The organism is Haladaptatus sp. SPP-AMP-3 (genome assembly GCF_049568665.1).
Taxonomy (GTDB): Archaea; Halobacteriota; Halobacteria; order Halobacteriales; family Haladaptataceae; genus Haladaptatus; species Haladaptatus paucihalophilus.
In genome coordinates this window covers 1-18,457 of sequence record NZ_CP145896.1, presented here as the reverse complement: position 1 = coordinate 18,457, position 18,457 = coordinate 1, and the positions used below count along the sequence as shown (strand labels likewise).

Annotated in this window: 14 protein-coding genes; 9 read left to right on the top strand and 5 right to left on the bottom strand. The window is 49.9% G+C overall.

Annotation, left to right across the window (positions count from 1 at the left end; all coding sequences use genetic code 11):
- Positions 1 to 132: 132 nt before the first annotated feature.
- From V5735_RS00070 to V5735_RS00060, 3 genes are all read left to right on the top strand, one after another.
- Entirely contained in the window at positions 133 to 447 is a 315-nt protein-coding gene (locus V5735_RS00070) for a DUF7718 family protein (RefSeq protein ID WP_423743142.1), read from the top strand.
- 463 nt (positions 448 to 910) lie between these two features.
- Positions 911 to 1,093, top strand: coding sequence for a hypothetical protein (locus tag V5735_RS00065; protein ID WP_423743141.1), 183 nt, complete (start codon positions 911 to 913; stop codon positions 1,091 to 1,093).
- A gap of 85 nt (positions 1,094 to 1,178) precedes the next feature.
- Positions 1,179 to 4,316 (top strand): type 2 lanthipeptide synthetase LanM family protein, encoded by a 3,138-nt coding sequence (locus V5735_RS00060; RefSeq protein WP_423743140.1) that lies wholly within the window; start codon positions 1,179 to 1,181, stop codon positions 4,314 to 4,316.
- A gap of 314 nt (positions 4,317 to 4,630) precedes the next feature.
- On the opposite strand, the gene V5735_RS00055 is transcribed toward V5735_RS00060, so the two are convergent.
- A complete protein-coding gene (locus V5735_RS00055; protein WP_423743139.1) occupies positions 4,631 to 6,409 on the bottom strand; it encodes an ABC transporter ATP-binding protein in 1,779 nt (592 codons plus the stop codon).
- 784 nt (positions 6,410 to 7,193) lie between these two features.
- Between V5735_RS00055 and V5735_RS00050 the strand changes: the two genes are divergently transcribed.
- Both V5735_RS00050 and V5735_RS00045 read left to right on the top strand, forming a co-directional pair.
- Positions 7,194 to 7,706 carry a hypothetical protein gene (locus V5735_RS00050; RefSeq protein WP_018128778.1) on the top strand — a complete coding sequence of 171 codons (513 nt, stop codon included), beginning with the start codon at positions 7,194 to 7,196 and terminating at the stop codon, positions 7,704 to 7,706.
- 225 nt (positions 7,707 to 7,931) lie between these two features.
- On the top strand, positions 7,932 to 8,396 hold the full coding sequence (locus V5735_RS00045; protein WP_139025488.1) for a hypothetical protein: 465 nt from the start codon (positions 7,932 to 7,934) through the stop codon (positions 8,394 to 8,396).
- A 410-nt stretch (positions 8,397 to 8,806) separates the two neighbouring features.
- Here the strand turns inward: V5735_RS00045 and V5735_RS00040 are convergent, their stop codons facing one another.
- Entirely contained in the window at positions 8,807 to 11,059 is a 2,253-nt protein-coding gene (locus tag V5735_RS00040; protein WP_423743138.1) for a twin-arginine translocase subunit TatC, read from the bottom strand.
- A 573-nt stretch (positions 11,060 to 11,632) separates the two neighbouring features.
- Here V5735_RS00040 and V5735_RS00035 point away from each other — a divergent pair.
- On the top strand, positions 11,633 to 11,971 hold the full coding sequence (locus V5735_RS00035; protein WP_423743137.1) for a ribbon-helix-helix protein, CopG family: 339 nt from the start codon (positions 11,633 to 11,635) through the stop codon (positions 11,969 to 11,971).
- 98 nt (positions 11,972 to 12,069) lie between these two features.
- On the opposite strand, the gene V5735_RS00030 is transcribed toward V5735_RS00035, so the two are convergent.
- Positions 12,070 to 13,368: a hypothetical protein gene (locus V5735_RS00030; protein ID WP_423743136.1), complete on the bottom strand. Its 1,299-nt coding sequence runs from the start codon at positions 13,366 to 13,368 to the stop codon at positions 12,070 to 12,072.
- 835 nt (positions 13,369 to 14,203) lie between these two features.
- Between V5735_RS00030 and V5735_RS00025 the strand changes: the two genes are divergently transcribed.
- The 3 genes from V5735_RS00025 to V5735_RS00015 all read left to right on the top strand — a co-directional run bounded on the left by V5735_RS00025 (position 14,204) and on the right by V5735_RS00015 (position 17,086).
- Positions 14,204 to 15,634: a hypothetical protein gene (locus tag V5735_RS00025; protein ID WP_423743135.1), complete on the top strand. Its 1,431-nt coding sequence runs from the start codon at positions 14,204 to 14,206 to the stop codon at positions 15,632 to 15,634.
- A gap of 77 nt (positions 15,635 to 15,711) precedes the next feature.
- Positions 15,712 to 16,494, top strand: coding sequence for a class I SAM-dependent methyltransferase (locus V5735_RS00020; RefSeq protein WP_423743134.1), 783 nt, complete (start codon positions 15,712 to 15,714; stop codon positions 16,492 to 16,494).
- Positions 16,495 to 16,525: 31 nt separating this feature from the next.
- Positions 16,526 to 17,086, top strand: coding sequence for a VOC family protein (locus tag V5735_RS00015; RefSeq protein WP_423743133.1), 561 nt, complete (start codon positions 16,526 to 16,528; stop codon positions 17,084 to 17,086).
- A gap of 73 nt (positions 17,087 to 17,159) precedes the next feature.
- On the opposite strand, the gene V5735_RS00010 is transcribed toward V5735_RS00015, so the two are convergent.
- The gene (locus V5735_RS00010) at positions 17,160 to 17,600 is read right to left on the bottom strand and encodes a hypothetical protein (RefSeq protein ID WP_423743132.1); all 441 of its coding nucleotides are present in this window, start codon (positions 17,598 to 17,600) and stop codon (positions 17,160 to 17,162) included.
- Complete coding sequence (locus tag V5735_RS00005) at positions 17,597 to 18,457, bottom strand: ParA family protein (RefSeq protein ID WP_423743131.1); 861 nt, start codon at positions 18,455 to 18,457, stop codon at positions 17,597 to 17,599. The genes V5735_RS00010 and V5735_RS00005 overlap by 4 nt, the downstream gene beginning before the upstream one ends.

Sequence of the window (18,457 nt, the reverse complement as noted above, 5' to 3'; positions counted from 1 at the left end):
ACGGTTGTTTTCTGATTTTCATGGGTATCTCGACCAACTCCAGTGAAGGGTTGTCCCCTTGGTCTATGATGACGTAGGAGGTCAACAGTTAAATAGCTACGGGATATGTGCTTATGTAGGAGAATTTCAATAATGGCCGGACCCCAGAATTTTGAGGACAACCTTGGGACGTGGCGGGGACGAACGTATCTAATGGCGGTTCGGGGGACACCAGACTATTTCGACCCTGACGACTTTTCTGTGAATGTATACTACAAAGACGCCGCAACAGAGAGTAGTATCGATATCGCTCGTGTTGATACATCTCATGGATATACTCACATGGACCGCCTGTTTCGTGATCCGAAAGACAAGAAGCCCGTTGATTGGGACATTTGGGAGGCCATCGATCACTTCGAAGAGTACTGGCCCCGCTATGCCAAACAGTTTGAGAAAAATTGGGGCTGACACATTTTTGCTACAACTATATACCCCCACAAGAACGGTGATTGCAAAGCAATTACGTATGGATCATAGTGGTACTCCTGGAAAGTGTCTACTACCGCCTTTTGCACTAAGCGGGTGTGGACATCCATGATCAAAGTGGAAAATCCACCACCGATGAACCGAGATAACTGTTGCTCTCGCCTACTCGCTTGCGTAAACCAAAATGCACCCACCACTCTCGCCTTCGACTTGGTACCGCTAAAGCGAAAGATAATCAAAAAGTGAAAAACATTCAAATAGTATCACCTATAATTTATCCATATGCTGATTTGTAGTATTCTACGATTTTACTCCTGTGTAGAAATCGAAGTTACTCTCATTTGTAAAGGCGAACGTGTCTGGATTTCATATTAGACAAATTCGAATTAAATATCATATAGATCTAGAAAGAATTAAATAAAGAGGGTCAGTAAATGATAGTTGCATGTCCGTTGCAATTGACAACGACACCAATGGCTTTGGTAGTAAAGATGCGTTCGATCAAGATTTCGACGATATCGAAACTCCAGAAGAACATGAATTAGGTCATACCGAAACGGCTACTGCATCGTGTTATCTTCCTTGCCACACGGCTTCAAAGCTTCCGTGCTGCGACACCACCAACTAAAAGGTAAGTAGTGCGGATGAAGCGAACGGTTTTCCGTTCGCTTAATTATTGGAAATAAGAAATTCAGACCTATTCATGACATAATATGAAAAGCATATTCACACCAGAAGAACGACAAAAAATCGCTGGAAGATCTAGAACAATTCACGAACGCATCGAGGGGCCCCCAAATATCCAAGGTGAAGATCCCCCAATAAATCCCGATGAAATTTTGGACGAATGGCGTGATCAATTTCCGGAGGGAGAACAATTTCAAACTCGTCTAGAAAAAGAAGGACTCACAGAGGCACATATTCGAAATCAAGTCACTGCAACAAGCTGGCCTCACGACGAATCGCTCCCAAATTGGATTCACAGTCTTGAAGAATTGATTCAGTATATACAAACTAACCGAACCAATTGCTTCCATGCAGTTCCAGAAGAGGCGGCATTCCCGGAATTGATCGCAGTAATTACAGATTATGCCAGGAATCTAATTGATAATGATATAAATTCAAAGATTTCATTGTCGCCAATGATTGAAGGATTACATTCACAGATATTTCTCCTCTGTATTCGTCCACTATACGTTGAATTTAAAAGTTTCGTCGAATATCATGACGAGGATCTAGCACACGCCGATCCAAATGATTTCGAGGAATATCCAACAGAATACTATGATAAATTTATTAATGCAATGTTTAAGCATGGGTTTAAGAATTTGTGCTTAGAATATCCAGTACTTGCCCGCCAACTAATATGTCTTTTAGACAATTGGGTTAATGGTGTAACCGAAATTTATGATCGAATCTATACTGATAGAGAAGCTCTACGAAAACGGTTTGATATCAAAGGCGAAGTTGTAAAACTTGAACCCCTCTCGGATGATGCACATGCAGAAGGTCGGCTTCCCGTCCGGGTGTCGTTTGAGTCTGGGGACGTTATTTACAAGCCAAGAGATGTTGCAGGTGGATTTGCTTTATATTCAATTTTGAGCCAACTTGAAGATCATCTCTCAACCCCATCATTCAGGACACCTAATTATCTTCTCCGAGACAACTATGGATGGATGGAGTCTATTGAATATAAAGATCTATCCAGCAAGAAAGCTGCGACGCGTTATTATGAACGAGCAGGATCCATTGCATGTGTAGCTTATGTTCTTAATTTACCTGATTGCCAGTTTGAGAATGTCATTGCAAGTGGGGAATACCCGATGATTGTGGATGGGGAGACTCTTTTCCATCCATACATTGATATAACAGCCCAGCCAAACTTGCCAGAGATATCTGCTGTCGCTTCTGAATCAGTTCTGCTTACGCTACTTTTCCCTTGGTCAGTTGGTGATCCACGTAAAGCACATGAAGAGAATATTGGTGTATCTCATGCGGGATTTGGTAGTTCAAGCGAAATAAAGTATGGCGAACAGACGCGTCCCTGGGTTAAAGCAGTCAATACTGACGTGATGACTGTTGTAGAGAAACGACCAGAGGTTAACCTGAATGAGAATACGCCCAGTATCGATGGAGAGGACCAACCACCAAGAAACTATTCAGAAGCACTTGTTCATGGGTTTACCGAAACCTACGAAACAATACGCTCACTCCATGCTGATGGTCAATTCTTCACAGAGATTGCCCCTCCAAATCTTATTAAAGAACTCGAAAATCGACTAGTGTATCGAGCAACAGCCCAATATGGATCAATCCTCCGATCAGCGACTGCTCGAGATGCACTCCGAGATGGTGCAAGACTGACTGTTGAATTTGAAGAACTTGCAGTGCCGTTTTTTGACGAACAAAGCGAAGCAAAACGTTACTGGCCGTTGTATAAGGCAGAGCGACGAGCACTAAGAAGGCGTGACATCCCTCGATTCACATCCCGTCCAAACGAACAAGTATTGTTCCATGATGGCAAGTCTCTTGATGTTCAAGCTGATCGATCTGGATACGAAGTCTGTAAGCAACGAATTGAGACGATGGATGAGGAAGACCTGGCCAGGCAAACCTGGCTTATGCAATATGCATTTGACCCTGCTAATTCTGATACAGGTACTCCACCTGAAGCAGACGTGCCAGATGACCAGTTTGAGGCAACAGCAGTAACATTATTCGATGATGTGATCAATGCGGCATATGAGACACCAAATCAGGATCGTTGGGTTTCTATTTCTCCTACTAAATCCGGGCTCGACTTGTATCCCACAGATCCATCTTTGTACCATGGCCGGGGTGGTATTGGGCTGACAGCAGCAGCCCTACATAGGATAACGGGGCAACATACTTACCGAAAGCAGGTTAAGACAACTTTGGAACCAATCGTTAAAAGAATTGAGAGAGAAAAATTCATCGCAAATCTTGGTGGTATGTTAGGAATTGGAAGTGTAGTATATACTCTCTCAGTCATCGCTGATTTACTCAATATAAAGCGATATCGTATAGCTGCAAAAAACGCGATTCAATTAGTGACCGACGAGCATATTACTAAAGATAGAACATTCGACATATTAGAAGGGTCTGCCGGGACAGTACTCGGTCTTCTCGCATATTATGACCGGTACGGAGGTGAAGAAGTGCTGGAACGGGCAATTACCTGTGGCGATCAATTACTTGAAGGACGGACTGCGATCAAAGGTCATCAAGTCTGGAAGACAACAGAGGACAAACCTCCACTCACAGGATTCTCACATGGAGCAAGCGGAATTGCTTATGCGCTTGCAAAGCTTGCAGCGTCTACAGATGAGTGGCGGTTTGCTGACGCATCCCGAGAAGCACTTGACTTTGAAGCGGAATTGTTTGATTCATCACAGATGAACTGGGCTAAGTCTCATGAAGATCAAGACTACGTCGATAAGTGGTGCCATGGTAGATCTGGGATGGCGCTTGCTAGAATTGGTATTAGCGAGTACCTTGACGATGAAACCTTACTTACTGACGCAAGCGAAGTATTAGCCGAAACTGCAACTACAGAACCATCGAATATGGATCATCTTTGCTGTGGCAATTTCGGCCGATCTGAGGTTTTACTTGTTGGGTCACGTCACGGGATCGCAACTCATGAAGATGCTGTTAAATTGGCATCTCGAAGCCTCGCTCGACGTGAGCACCACGGAGCACTTTCTTTGACGGGGCATTCTGCTACATTCTCTAATCCGATGTTCTTCCATGGTCTTTCTGGAGTCGCTTATACGCTTCTTCGATTACAGAATCCCGAAATACTTCCGTCAGTTTTGTTACTAGAATAAATACAGGTCTATATAATCACCACAGCTTAAATTATTGACTTTAAAATAAATATCATTATGTCTGTTATCAAGAAAGTCAGTCATCCAAAATTGCTGATTTTGGAAAATCGACGACGGCTGGCACGCTAAATATGCCGACGAAATGTACAGTGATCAACTCAAAGGTATCCGAGGGGATTACTACTGCTTACGGGGTTAATAAACGACGATTGGTTTGGTATCTTTTTCTTTCCCGGTGTCCGATAGCGATTCCACCTGATTAGATCATCGCTAAAATACCTCTCATTCCTTTCACCGCAGTAAAACAGCAGCTGTCACGGCGCTCTGTTTGTTGCCTGGGCAAGAAATTCCTCAGGGAGTGTATCTATCTCACCAACTTGAACCCGCCAGAGATTGGCATATAGACCCTCAAGGGCTAACAGTTCTTCATGAGACCCCCGTTCGATCAGCTCCCCCTCTTCGAGAACCAAGATCTTATCCGCGTTCCGGACCGTCGACAGCCGGTGCGCGATGGCAAACGTTGTTCGGTCTGCAGTGAGACGCTCGAGACTGTTCTGGATCAGAACCTCCGTTTCATTGTCGACGTGAGAGGTTGCCTCGTCTAGAACGATAATATCTGGATCTTTCAGAACGGAGCGAGCGATAGCGATGCGCTGACGCTGCCCACCAGAAAGCTTCACACCACGCTCGCCGACGCGCGTGTCAAATCCTTGTTCAAGGCTCTCAATAAATTCGTGTGCGTTTGCCATCCTCGCGGCGTCCTCGATAGCGTCGTCATCAGCGTCTAGATCGGCATACGCGATATTCTCTTTTACTGTCCCGTCAAATAGAAACGGATCCTGGCTGACGTAGCCAATGGCGTCACGGAGATATTGCAGAGAGAGGTTCTGGATCTCATGTCCATCGAGGGACACTGTTCCCTCATCCGGATCGTAAAACCGGAGCAAGAGCTTGATCAGGGTCGTTTTCCCGGAACCAGTCGGGCCGACAAGCCCAACCATTTGTCCAGCTGCCACCTCGAAATCAACCTCATTGAGAACTCTCTCCTCGGTGTTGGGATAGCTGAACGAGACAGCGTCAAAGGCAACATCACCGTCGACTTCCTCAAGAATAACGGGGGCCTCGGTCTCGGTGATATTGATGGGGTAGTCTTGGAGTGCGAATACGCGGACGATAGAGGAGCGTGCTTTCTCATACATATCCATGACTTGGCCGATCTGGATGATCGGCTGCGTAAATTGCTGGTTAAACGTGAGGAACGCGACGAGGGTTCCGATTGTGAGGCTGCCCGAGAAGAAGGGCAGTGGCGGTGTCCCCACTGTAATCCAATACCCTCCAACAAGGAGAGTTAATCCAAATCCAATCCAGTTCATGAAGTTGAGCACAGGGAAAAACTTGATACGTGCCGTGAGCATTGCCCACCGGGATTCAAAGTACTCTTCGGAGGATTCCTCGACTCGATCACGTTCGTAATCTTCCTGTGTATAGGACTTGACGACCGAGATACCGTTGACGCTGTTTTCCACTTGGGAGTTGATCTTTCCGACGGACTGGCGGATATCTCCGTATTTGTTTCGGACGCGTTGACCGTACTTGAAACTGTGCCAGATCATGAATGGGACTGGAATCAAGGTGATGGTCGCCAAGGCGGGTTTCAGGCTAAAGAGGACAACAGCGATACCCAGAAACTGCACAGTGATTCGCAAAATCTGGGAGACATAGTTTTGGAGAAAATCCTGGAGTTGATTAACATCGTTGTTTAGGATGCTGAGGATTTGACCAGTCCGCTTATCGGTGAAAAACTCCATCCCTAGGCGTTGGGTTTTCTCGTAGGCATCTACTCGAAGCGTATGTTGAACATGTTCCGAAAAGTAGTGCCAGCCCCAGTCGTTAGCCCACCCGACAAATAATTGGAGGAATTGTGTAACAAGAATAATGCCGACTGTGAAGACGACCTGATTCCATGGTCCCGACGGAATCACGCTTTGGGGAACTAATGGAAGCTGATAGGTCCCTCGGAGAAGGGTACCGTCTAGAACTGGCTTAAGCAAGTAGGTTGGCACAAGTCCAATAAGTGGTGACAGAATCGTCATGAGCAGTGCAATTGCAAGTGGGAGGGGTCGTTCGGACCCATAGTTGCGAAAGAGTCGTCGAACTGGACTCTCGATCTGGTCTTGCTGGTTGGAAAATATTTGTTGGTTGTCCTGAGGTGACTGTGGCATATGGTGGAATTGGATGGCGTCCGTTCTCGCCGACTGACGCGCTTGGTCGGGTTAGCTGGTGATCAGTACACAATCGATATGTACGGGTTCTGTTTGTAGCTTGCAACAGGGTGTTACCCGAAGGTTAATTTCCATATCAAGTTATGAGATAAGAATAAATTGCCAACAATATTTAAAAGTTTTTATCTGGAAATTTGTTGGCAAACACTCTGGAGAAAGTTTTTCTCAATACATCGTCTGTGAACCGAGTGAGTGGTATCAATGACGTAGTTGTGGATCAATTGACGGACCACACAATCAAGCGCATGTGAGAAGGAATTTAATCTACGAGGGAACATACGAACTGCGCCTAGATCGAGGCGTCATTTCTAGTGTGTCGCACTACCGCTTATACTGCCCACAGGAAGTCAATCATCTAAATCGGCCAAATTCGAGGAATCGACCTCGCTGCCGTCTTACGTTCTACTTCGGTTATCAAATCAATCACGCATCTTAAAACGTTCCGAAATCCCAGAAAACAGACGTCTTTCCCCAGAATTGTTCGGGATAGCTGAACCAAATCGGCAATCCCGTGTCTGGTTTGTATTCAGACACGTGATAGAAATGCAGCAATCCTGAATGTTTTTATTACCGTACAGAGAAGTTTTGAAATACCATGTCTGGTCCACCAGGACGCACCCCCCGACCAGCAGAGACCAACACCCGACGCTCATTCAGTGGCCATGGCACCCTCACAACCGTCGAAAAAGATGGCCTTGGCCTCCTCATCGACGACACCGTCTATGCATTTGCCGATATCTCCGTCCCCTGTATTCCATTGCTCTACGTCATTATGGTCACTACCGCAGTCGAATTTGGCGGAATCAAAAGCGCGGCCATGATTGGATGGCTAACAATGGTCCTCGGAACAGCCTTGATCCGTGGTGGCTGGATACAGCCGCTCTTTACTGACATCCCCGGCTGGGTTTCGCTAACTCCACTGCTGATCGGCCTCCGGTTCCTCTATTTCAACCTCGCGTTAGCCGTTATCGCCTATGGCGGTGATTTGCTCGGCAAAACAATCCAACTTCCCTTACTCCCAATGGGGTGGGCAGTCGTGATTGGCGGACTTGCCGTTGGAAGTTTCCCATCGCTCGCTGGAGCAATTGCGACCCGGCGGCACACGTGATCTAATACCAATGACTCTACCGGCCCATCAAGAATTGACCAAAGTCCAGTATGAAATTCACCAATCAATCATTGTATAGGAAATGAACACGACGACTTCGATGTCTGCACGAGTCTAGTAGCACGGTGAAACGCCTCCAGAAGAATTCATAGACATAGTAATAGAAAGTAACAATAATTTTTTGACGTACGCCCCCGAAGTTCGAGACTGAGAGTGTGAGTACCAATGTCATCCTCAACGCCCCGAAAATCAGAGCAGAGATTTCCAACCATCTCAGCTACCGATCCCGTTGGTGACCTGGTGTACGCGGTATTCGATATCTCAATCCCTGCACTGCCAGTCCTCGTTCTCATTCTCAATCTAGAGCCGATTTCTGCGATTGGTGTTAAAAATGCGCTTGTTTTTGGGTGGGGAACCGCCGTTGTCGGTATTGCTCTCTTCTATGGTGAATGGGTGACACCACCAACGCGAACAGAGCCTGGCTGGCTTTCGCTGACACCCTCGTTGTTTGGCGTGAGAATACTCTACTATAATGTGCTGCTGTTAGTGGCGGGGTATTGTGGTGGCTACATTGGGTCGTTTTCCCATTCGATGTATCTCTCAGCACTCGTCGGGATTACCATCAGTACAATTGCGATCAGCTTCTTCCCTTGGGTCGTTGATCACTACTGGTCGTCCTCTTCAAAATGACCTATTGCTAGCTCCAACGCGCCTGATTCAAGCATTCTGGTCATCTACCCGTCGCCATCGAATCGATCAGTCTGAATTGGCGTTCGCGTGATCGAACTCATCCGATTACAGGTGAGGACCGTTGTTCCCTCAGCGATGCCGATTAGCAGTGTTTAGTCCCATCAATTTCGAGCATCCGAGTTGCAAGCCGCTCGGCGTCGATTCTGTCATCTTGTGTTGGTTTCGACACGATCGCAAGCTCACTCTAGAGTGCATCGAGTAAAGCCGTCTCACGAAGCATATGCAGCCAATTCGCTAGTTCGCAGCATAAACAACCACCAGCCAGACCGGATGTGAATACACCGAAGTTATTATAATATACTAACTCTTGTTAGTGCCTGTACCGCCGAGAAACAAAAGTCGCCCACGGCCTATCCACGGTGGCCGCCAACGGTCGTGACCGTTAGCAAGCCCAGTCCGAGGACGTAGGCGACAGTGGCCGGGACGGCAACGAGGAACATTGTGTACAGACTATCCGGTGTCAGCAGCCCACCGAGTGCGAACATTCCAATGACGACCACCCGCCAGTGTTCACGGAAAGTGTCATAGGAAACAATGCCGCCCTCGTTGAATAGGACCATCGTCACAATGACGTCCGCAAGCAAGCCGATCCCGACGGTCGTGGCGAACACAAGCCAGAAGAAGCTCTTGACTCGGTAGTAGATAACCATGTTCGCCTGCTGGGCGTCCCAGACCAGCCACGAGATGATACGCGGTGCGACCTGTGTATAGCCGACGTAGCTCCCCACGAACAGTCCGGCGAACAGCGCGAAGCCCCACACAAAGAATACATTGCGGTTCCCACGGGCGATGCCCCGCTCTTTCATCGCAGGCCACGCGAAGTACAGCAGCACGGGCACCGCTGCGACCGCACCGAGGAGCGTCGAGACCTTCACCTCGAAGATAAGCGCCTCGACCGGGTGGAGCGTGACGATGTTCAACAACTTGGCCGGGTCACCCTGCACGACGCCCTCGGGAACACGCCGTGTGAAGTCCTTGTTGATAGCCTCCATCCCGCCCTTGTAGAGGGCGAGGAACGACCCTGCAAGGACGAGCATGAAGATGCCGACAACCCAGAAGATCTTCGTCGTGATCGACTGGAAGATGAAGGCGATATCGTAGTAGTAGCCGCCAATGTCATCCTCAGTTGTCTCGTCCTCCGAGAACGCATTCATCATGCCCGCGGCCGTACTCTGGACAACATTGCCGTCGTTCTCCGTGGGCTGGCGAGCCACGTCCTCGGCAAGTGGTGCCTCATCCTCGGATTCGTCGGGGGCGCTCTCGCCCGTCTGGACCGCCGTGTCAGCTTCTTCCTCGTTGATCTCGTCGTAGCGGTCGAGGATGGCTTGTGCCTTCTCGGGATTGTCGTGCGACATCGCGGTTCGAGCGTGATCAAGTGACTCGTCGCCGCTCATTGTCTCGAACACTTCAGGTGGTGCCGCGCGCACCCCGGTTGCGTCGAGTTCGTCCACATCGATGGCAGCCGGAGCACTGCTTGGTGAGGTCATGTCAGCACTTGCTTCGAGCGATACGAACAGGTAGTAGAGTACCGCCAGCAGGAGTGTGGCCGCCGCGACGACCAGCGCAGCGACAAGGAGAGCCTGTTCTCGGGGGATACCGAATAGGTTCTCGACGGCCGGGACAAACGGGAGGTGGTACTTCGCCGGCAGGGTGTCGTTGAGCGTCGGAATCAGTTCTCGATTCAGATAGCCGCCTGCACCCTGGGAGATGAGCAGGTACGTGCCGACGCCACCAATGAGGACGATACCGAGGATATTGTTCCATTTCTCGCGTACCGTCCTGCCGAGGCTGACCTCGTCGCTTCCACGTCTGATGGTGACAACAATTTTCGTCAGATAGAGGCTGACCGCGTAGAGGACGAGCAACGGGGCTGCCCACATAATTTGGGTGAACGGGTCCGGCGGTGAGAAGACCGCACCGAAGGTGAAGATGACAATGACGGCGTACTTCCACTTGTCACGGAATGTCTCGTACTGCACGATGCCAGTGTACCCAAGACTGCTCATGGCGAGCGGCATCTCGGCTGCCAGCCCGAATGAGAGCGAGAGAACGAGAACGAACTGCGTCCACGAAACAATACCGTATTTCGGGCTGAATCCGGCATTGACGGCGTTTTTCGCCAAGAAATTGAACATCAGCGGGAAGAACAGAGAATAGCCGTACGCGAGTCCACCAGCAAAGAGACCCGCCCCGAGCAGGACGACGACACCAACCTTCCAGTAGGAAATAGAGGCATCGGGATACCACCCCTGTCGCCGGATCGCGCCTCGAGCCAAGAAGAGCAACACGGGGATTGCGAGGATGACACCCGCCACCATCGCAATTTTGGCTTTTAAGAGGATGACGTCGAACGGCGTCACTGCGACGATGTCGACGTGTTGCATTACCGACTTTGGCATCTCCTGTGTCATCACTCGGCGAAGGAACGGCCACACGACCTCTGAAATCGCATAAAAGGTCCCGATGAATCCGACGACAAAGACGATGAATACTTTCTGGAGATGTGTCTGTGTTGCCGAAAGTATCGAGCCGAGTGTTTCTCGACCGCTTGCGACAGTCTGTGCGGTGTCTTCGTCGATGATACCGCTCCCCGAATTTGACATTCTTTCAGAAGGATACCAGGGTGCCAGTTATCAATTTTCTCGTCACCCAACATGAAGAAAGCCTATAAGAACAGGCGCACTGGCCCGAGTGAATGGCCAACGAATCAGAGGCGACGCTCAACGTCAGTCGTCGTCAGCCTTCTTGACACGCAGCACTCCACCGCGGTTGTCACTACTGTCCTTCCCGGAGTATTTGACCACTTCGAGCGTAGATAGCGTGCTATCCGCTCATTACAAGTCTCTCAGATCACTCCGATTCAGGGTGAGAAAGCGTTGCGCATAGATTGATTCGGGGCTCCCGGGGTGTGTCTACTTCCGCTTATGGATTTAAGCAGAAGTGCCAAACACACCACCACTTCCAGTGTATACCACCGGATTAAAGGCTGTAATCACCAAATTCGAGCGTTTCGAAGTCGATATATTGCATGACGCTATATCAAAATTGAACGAGGACAATAGATGCGTGCCGTGTGGGTTAGTATATTATACAAACTACGGGTTCCACTCGAAATACGTCGCACGCACGTCTGACTGAATCCTATATGAATCCAAGCGTATTCACAGACCAACTCAATGAAGAACATGACCGTCCGGCTTGAAAAAGACGAAATAGAGGAGTTGGAGAAGGAAGCGAAGAAACAAGATGAATCCAGAAGTGAATACGTCCGCCAAATTATCCGCAATCGTGATTCAACGCATTCAGCACTGGATTCAGATGCTGAATCCGCTTTCCTGAGAGAGGCTCTATCCCGGCTTGAAGGCGAAATTGAGCGATTGCACGAAGAAAATGACCGACTGACGCGACAACTCGAAGCCGATCCGGTCCCGGCGGTCGAAGATAGTAGGGAGACGTCGCTACTCACACGTGCAAAGTCGTGGATGTTTGGTCGATCAGAAGGAAATGCAGATTGACCAAATAAGATCAGTGATTGATTTGCTTTCGGACGGCAGCAACGAATGCCTCACCATGGGATTTCTTTGCATGTCGAAGAATGTCCTGAAGCAGGTTCCTATTCAACCCTGTTTGCTGAGACCGCCTGCACGAGTTCATCAAAGCGTCCATCTACCTCACGCACCGTGCTCTGCCTATCATCGGGCTGCTCCGATAGATGGGACTCATCAAATAGAGACTCGCTCTCGTCGTCACTCTCACCGCTCTCAGCGTCGAACATAGACGAAATGTTTACAACTAATCCCGTATCCGGCGCGTCTTCGTAATCGTATTCCTTTGCGAGATTTGCCTTTTCGAGAAGATCAACGTCTGTTTTGATGATCGTCGGAACGTGTACGCGGACGGCTTTCGTGCTATTTTCCTCCGTCTGCGTTTCTGTGAACCCGTCTTCGTCGGCTATTTCGTTCATATAGCGACGAACCGTATCGGCACGTACAGACTCGGCAATACCGAATACACGCTGGCGTATTTGTTCTGCAGTCAACCGGTATGTTCCTCCCAGATCGGCGTGCATCGCGAGTCGTACGAGTGCGACTTTGATTCCCTCTATTTTGTCCTCCTTCGAGAGATCCGCGAACTCGTACCCCGCCTGAAGACGGTCGTACTTCGGTCCGTCCAAAATACCGGACAGCCCAAGGTTTTCCATTCTCTGGATAGCCTGCTCACGCGGCATAAACACGTCCTTCGTCGTCGGACTCTCCACGTACTCAACCGTATCATGATCGAGGACTCTCTGAATTAACTTCTCGCGAGTCTTTTGCGTCTTCGTCTGTGGCTGCATTTTCACGGCCGCAACGAGGTCGTCACGCTGTACCGGATACCCGTTATCGAATTTATCCGAAAGCTCCGAACGGATACGAGCAACCTTCTGCTCAACCGAGCTCGCGTCGCCACTTTTGCACCGCGCGAACAGATCGATCCGCTTCATCTTCCGGCGCAGACGGTCACGTCGACCGTCGGTGACGAATTCGAGAAGAATGCGCGAGAGATAGTCGCCTTTTGTGTCTGTCTCGGGCGCACGTTTCGCATAATCCTTGTTAAACAGAGCCTCAATTGATTCTCGCACGTCGCGAGCGAGGCGCGTCTTCTCGTCGGGCGCCACCGACAAATTCGAAAACGAACGATCTTTTTCTTCGTTGTCGTCGCCACCGAGTGCGTCCATGGCATTACGGATGAGGTCTTCAATCTCCGCGTTCGGATCTTTGTCGCACCACTCTTCAATCGCATTCTCAACCACGATACGCACGTAATAGTCCGACTCAGACGCTCCGACGTCGTATCTGTCTTGGACGTATTCGTGAATTTGTTCGATTACTCGGTTGGACACAAACAAATCGATGTGGCCCGTGCCACTCATCGGAACCACCTCACGAAGGGGGCTGCTCCCACTGGCCAGTGGGAGTACCCCCCCTCACTCACACTCACTAGTGTGAGTACAGTACTAGTAGTAGCAGGGTAGCCGGGTCCATGGACCCGGCTTAGGGCGTCGGAATGCCGACGCCCTCGTGTGGTTTCACGGTTCAGTATGTCCTTCTCGCGGCTGCCGACACCTTCGCGTGAATGACGACGGAGAAAAATAACGTCGTTCGTTTTCAAATCGTCCGGCGTGATGCACTGCTGGTTAGTTTTGGCCTCAATGTCGTCGTATTGTAGATATTGCGTGTGGTGTGTCATCGTGCATACGTCGCACGCTGACCCGTCTCAGAGTCACTCAGGCGGACAAGAGGGTATACCTGCAGGTGTACACCCGAACAATTTTGTCCACTGAGCAAGAAACAACATTTGTACGTTCGTCGGAAGGTGTGACGGGTGTTGGAGCACCCAATAACTTCCGACGGAGTTGTCATTTCTTGGCGTTGATTCTTGCCTAGCTTAGCTGCCTGTCTCGCATTGCTGGTAGAGCATCACTGACCCATTCTTCATTTGTCAACCACCAGTGATTCGATACGAATCGTTGCAACTGGTGTCTTTCATCGCTCGTATTGCCAACTGGGCCATCAGGACCACTACGGACTCCGGAAAGCTTCTGGGCAGGTTCGTCGGCCACTTCGAAGTGGTCCATCACATTTCATCTATCTCCCAAACACTCAATTAAGTATTTCGCATATGGACATTCTATGTCCATACCAGGTCATATTACATCCATAACGCTTACTTCTGGGCATATTACATCCATAACTATCTACTAACTCATGGTCTCCCGCTCCCTTCACCAAAACTGGCCCACGCCAGTACTCACGACTGCTGGCGAAATTCTCCGCACAATCACCCCCACAACATTCCCCGCGCTCGTACTCATTGAGAGCGATACGGCAACGACCCAGACAGAAATTGCGAACACGATCAACCGACATCAATCAACTGTCTCGAGCCATTTCCAATCGCTAGCACTCGAAACCGCTGATATTTCGCTGATCAAGAGGGAGAATCGGAGCTATGTTCTCACAGATACTGGGAACGAAATCCTTGATTATGTCATCACCACCCTTCAAAACCTCGGGATCAAATTGGATGCCGTTGAATGGGGGTCCACATCCGATAAAGAACAAATCGAGGCCTGTCTCGCGCCGCTCTATGGGTCGCGGAGCGTTGAACCATTTTTCGTCTTGGATTCGGTCTCTACCAGAAGTGGACCAGGTGGCCGCCGGCGTGATCTGCGGTCTGCCAAGGTCGAGACGGTCAATCGTGATGTCGAAAACCGCCTCCACAAGATGGAGAAAACCACGTCTAGCTACCAAATCAGACAGATTATCGACCGCTTTGTTGAACATGATACCCTCACATGTGACGACGATCGTCTTATCCTCACAGAGAAAGGCCAACAGCACGCGGACCTCCTCAATCACGTTGCGGAAGTCGTCGCAAATCAAGTTGTGACTGAGCAGAGCGGGGAGTATGCCTCGACTGACAGCATCGACGAAGCCGTGCTTCAGCTTCGACGCGACCGTATCGCAACGGCATGGAGCCTAGAGAATGACGACCCACAATTAGTTGATAACTCCCACTTCTATCGGCATGTGAAGCGAATCGACTTTCTTGACCGACCAGCCGACGAGTGGAACAGCTTCCGCTGGATAACTGTCGAGAACGCCGGAACAGAGCCAACGAATTCGATCACCCACAAAGAAAGCGGCGAGAACAAGATCACATTCGAGGACATCGATCCACTCGTATTTGTCGATGGCCGTGACGGCCAGCGACTGGAAGTCAACGATCTCACCGAACAGCAGCCAGCATTTGAACAGAAATTAGAGTTCCTCTTTCCCCAGCCACTTCCGCCGGGTGACAGCCTGACGCTTTACTATCGACTCACCTGGCCGAACGAGTTGGCACACTATGCGACGTACAATCAAAGCATCTCGCTCACACGCTACAATCACGGTGTGGGTGAACTCCAATTTGGAATTGTTGATAAAGCGAACCACGTTGGGGTTGAGTGCCAGCAATTTCTCGGAGAAGAAGACGACCTCTGGGGATCGATCTCCAGCACACCAGACTACTTTGCGGCTGATGAGCGTCCCGCGTTGGAGCCGATTCATGGCGAAGGATACCAAGGCTACCTCTACACCATTCCATCACCCGATTATCCCGCCTACCGAATCTGTTATACCCCAGTGGAATAGATTGCATTCAACAATGCGATCGATGAGAAATGCACACCCCCTGAATCGGATCCATTCTCGCGCAGGAGGGCACACAAATGGGTGACTTCGATGGGACGCCGAGCTTTTACACCAGTGATGAAACATTTGAGAAGTACCTCGGACAGACGTCGTACTACGAGGCATTACAGAAGAACGTTGTAGAACTTGTCTCTCATGCGGCTCCTGACCGAATACTCGAAATGGGATCTGGGACAGGGCAAACCTCTGTCCGATTGGCTGAAGAAATGCCAACAACAGGGATACTCGGTATCGATAACCGAGCGACAGTCACCGAGGTTTCCCGGAATAACGCGAAAAAACTCGGGGTGTCAAACCTATCGTTCGAAACAGCCGATATGACCGAGTACGTGAAAACAGTCACCTCACTCCCGGAAATGGTGGTGCTGTTGTATTCTTTCCATCACATCCCCGATCCACTCGACCAGAAAGTCGACTTTCTCGAAGATTGCTATACGGCCTTACCTGAGGGCGGTCATATTTGCATCGCTGAGACGTTCTTGAAGAACGACGCTCGTGATACAGCGGCCAACCGCGAGACTCAGATACGGTGGGCAAATCGGGGCGTCGAGGCGTTTGCGTCCACGTTTTGGTCCGCACTCGACGGTATCGACCCGGCTGCCATCGAACACGCCCAGGAGGTCGGCGAGTTCTCCCGAGAGCATGAGTTAGAAGCCGGTGATAATGTCCTCACTCGTGATGATGAATACTTAATTAGTATGAAATGGCTCGTCGATCATGCCCAAAGCGTTGGCTTCGATGTCCTCATCGCAGAGCCAGTGAATGCAGTCGGTGACGGGATCGTTCTCCTTCGAAAGTAACCTATGCACACCACCATCTGAGATACACACGATGACAAACGACCATCCGTTGACGGCACAAAACGTCCATCACGTTGGAATCACCGTTCCCGATCTCGATGAGGCAGTTGACTTCTTTGTTGATGCCATCGGGTGTGACTTGCTCTATCGGAAGGGGCCATTCGGAGATTCCGATGGTGATTCGATGGAGCGACGGTTGGATGTGCATCCTGACGCGACAGCTTCACTTGCGATGCTGCGGTGCGGTCCAACGATGAATCTAGAGTTGTTTGAGTGGGACGCTCCCGACCAGGACGATACGCCACCGAACAACTCCGACATCGGAGCGACGCATCTCGGCCTCCAGGTAGAGGATATCGATGTGGCAATAGATGGATTGGCTGAAAGAGACGACATTACGATGCTTGATGGCCCACAAACGAACGACGATGGGCCCACAGAGGGCTTGACCTACATATTTTGTCGAGTCGAGTGGGGATTGTATCTCGAACTCCTCGAAGCGCCCGAGAGAATGCCATACGCTGACGATACCGACGAGCGACTATACGGTCCCGCACCCTCGTGGAGCCATAGGCCCGATCACTCAGACTGAACATTTAGGGAGTAGGGGAAGTTCTCATACTCTCCTACGTACCACAAATTCCGCAGTCTCTACCAGTCTGGACTTATTCGGACTCGGTCACTGCTGGAATATCAAGGCGGTCAGCAAGTTCGTCTTCAGAATCGACTAGCAATTCAGCTGCGGCTGCCCAAAAATCGCGATGCTTTTCGATTCCACCTTGTCCTGCGAGCTTTGAACGAGCGTCGAATCGTTCATACATACCGTTCAGGGCATCTGCTCGATCACTGCCAACAGCCATGTATATCCGCTCTTGATTGCGGCTTGCGTTTGGATCTGGATCAGGTCCTGGCGACGAACCCGTGTTACTCGGGTTACCCGAGTTATTCGAGTTACTCGCGTTTTCTGTCTCACTTGCTAAACCCGGGTTATTCATCTCCTCTGTGGTAGACGCGTTTGACGAATCACTCGCTGAGGAAGAGGGTGGCTCAGGAGAGATACGATCCTCAAATCGCTTACCCAGTTCGTTTTGACTGTCGTCACTCATTGATACTCCTCCAGGTGTTCTGCAATTCGATGATACGCATTACGTAGCTCATCGATTTTCTTGCGATCCCACGGGTAGTCTCCTAACTCAGGGTTGTAGCTAAACACTGTTGAGTGATTCTCGATTGCGTGTTCAATCGCACTCCGATCTGGAATCTCAAAAACGAAATCTTCGCCGAAGGTCTGATAGAACCAATCTCGTGTTTCAGTGACGACAGAACCTTGCGCAGGGACTTCGTTCAAGACGGCTCCAAGCGTCCGAATGGAATACTTCTTCGAGTCACCGTCTGTGAATCGATCTTCAAGCGTGTCAATCTCGTCAAACAGAATTTCCAACGAATCTCTCGCGATGATGTTTGCGTTGGCTGGGAACAGGACGTTCTCAGTTGCGATTAATGCACCATCCGCTAGAGGACCGAGGTTTGGCGGTGAATCAACGAGAACGAAATCATAGTCATGCTCGTACCGATCAAGTGCCATTCGGAGTGCTTCGATACCGCGTGTCTGAGAATGCAGATGCTTCTCTAAACGGAAGTTCCGAATATGTGCTGGAATAAGATCGAAGCCTTCCGGGCCCTCATGAGCGGCACTATCGACGTCCCAATTCGAAACAACGAGTTGGTCAAGGTCGTCTAACGTTAGATCCCCAAGATCGGCTAGTACATCGAACAATGCTGGGATGTCGCTTTGTCGGTAGCGGTCTCGAAGCCCAAGCTTGAGTGTTGTGCCGCCCTGGGGATCAGCGTCGAGGACTAGTACTCGGTGACCGCGGTCAGCAAGTGCTGCAGCGAGGTTTTTCGTTGTTACGGTCTTTCCAACACCGCCTTTTTGCTGTGAAACGGCAACTCGAAGCGTCAT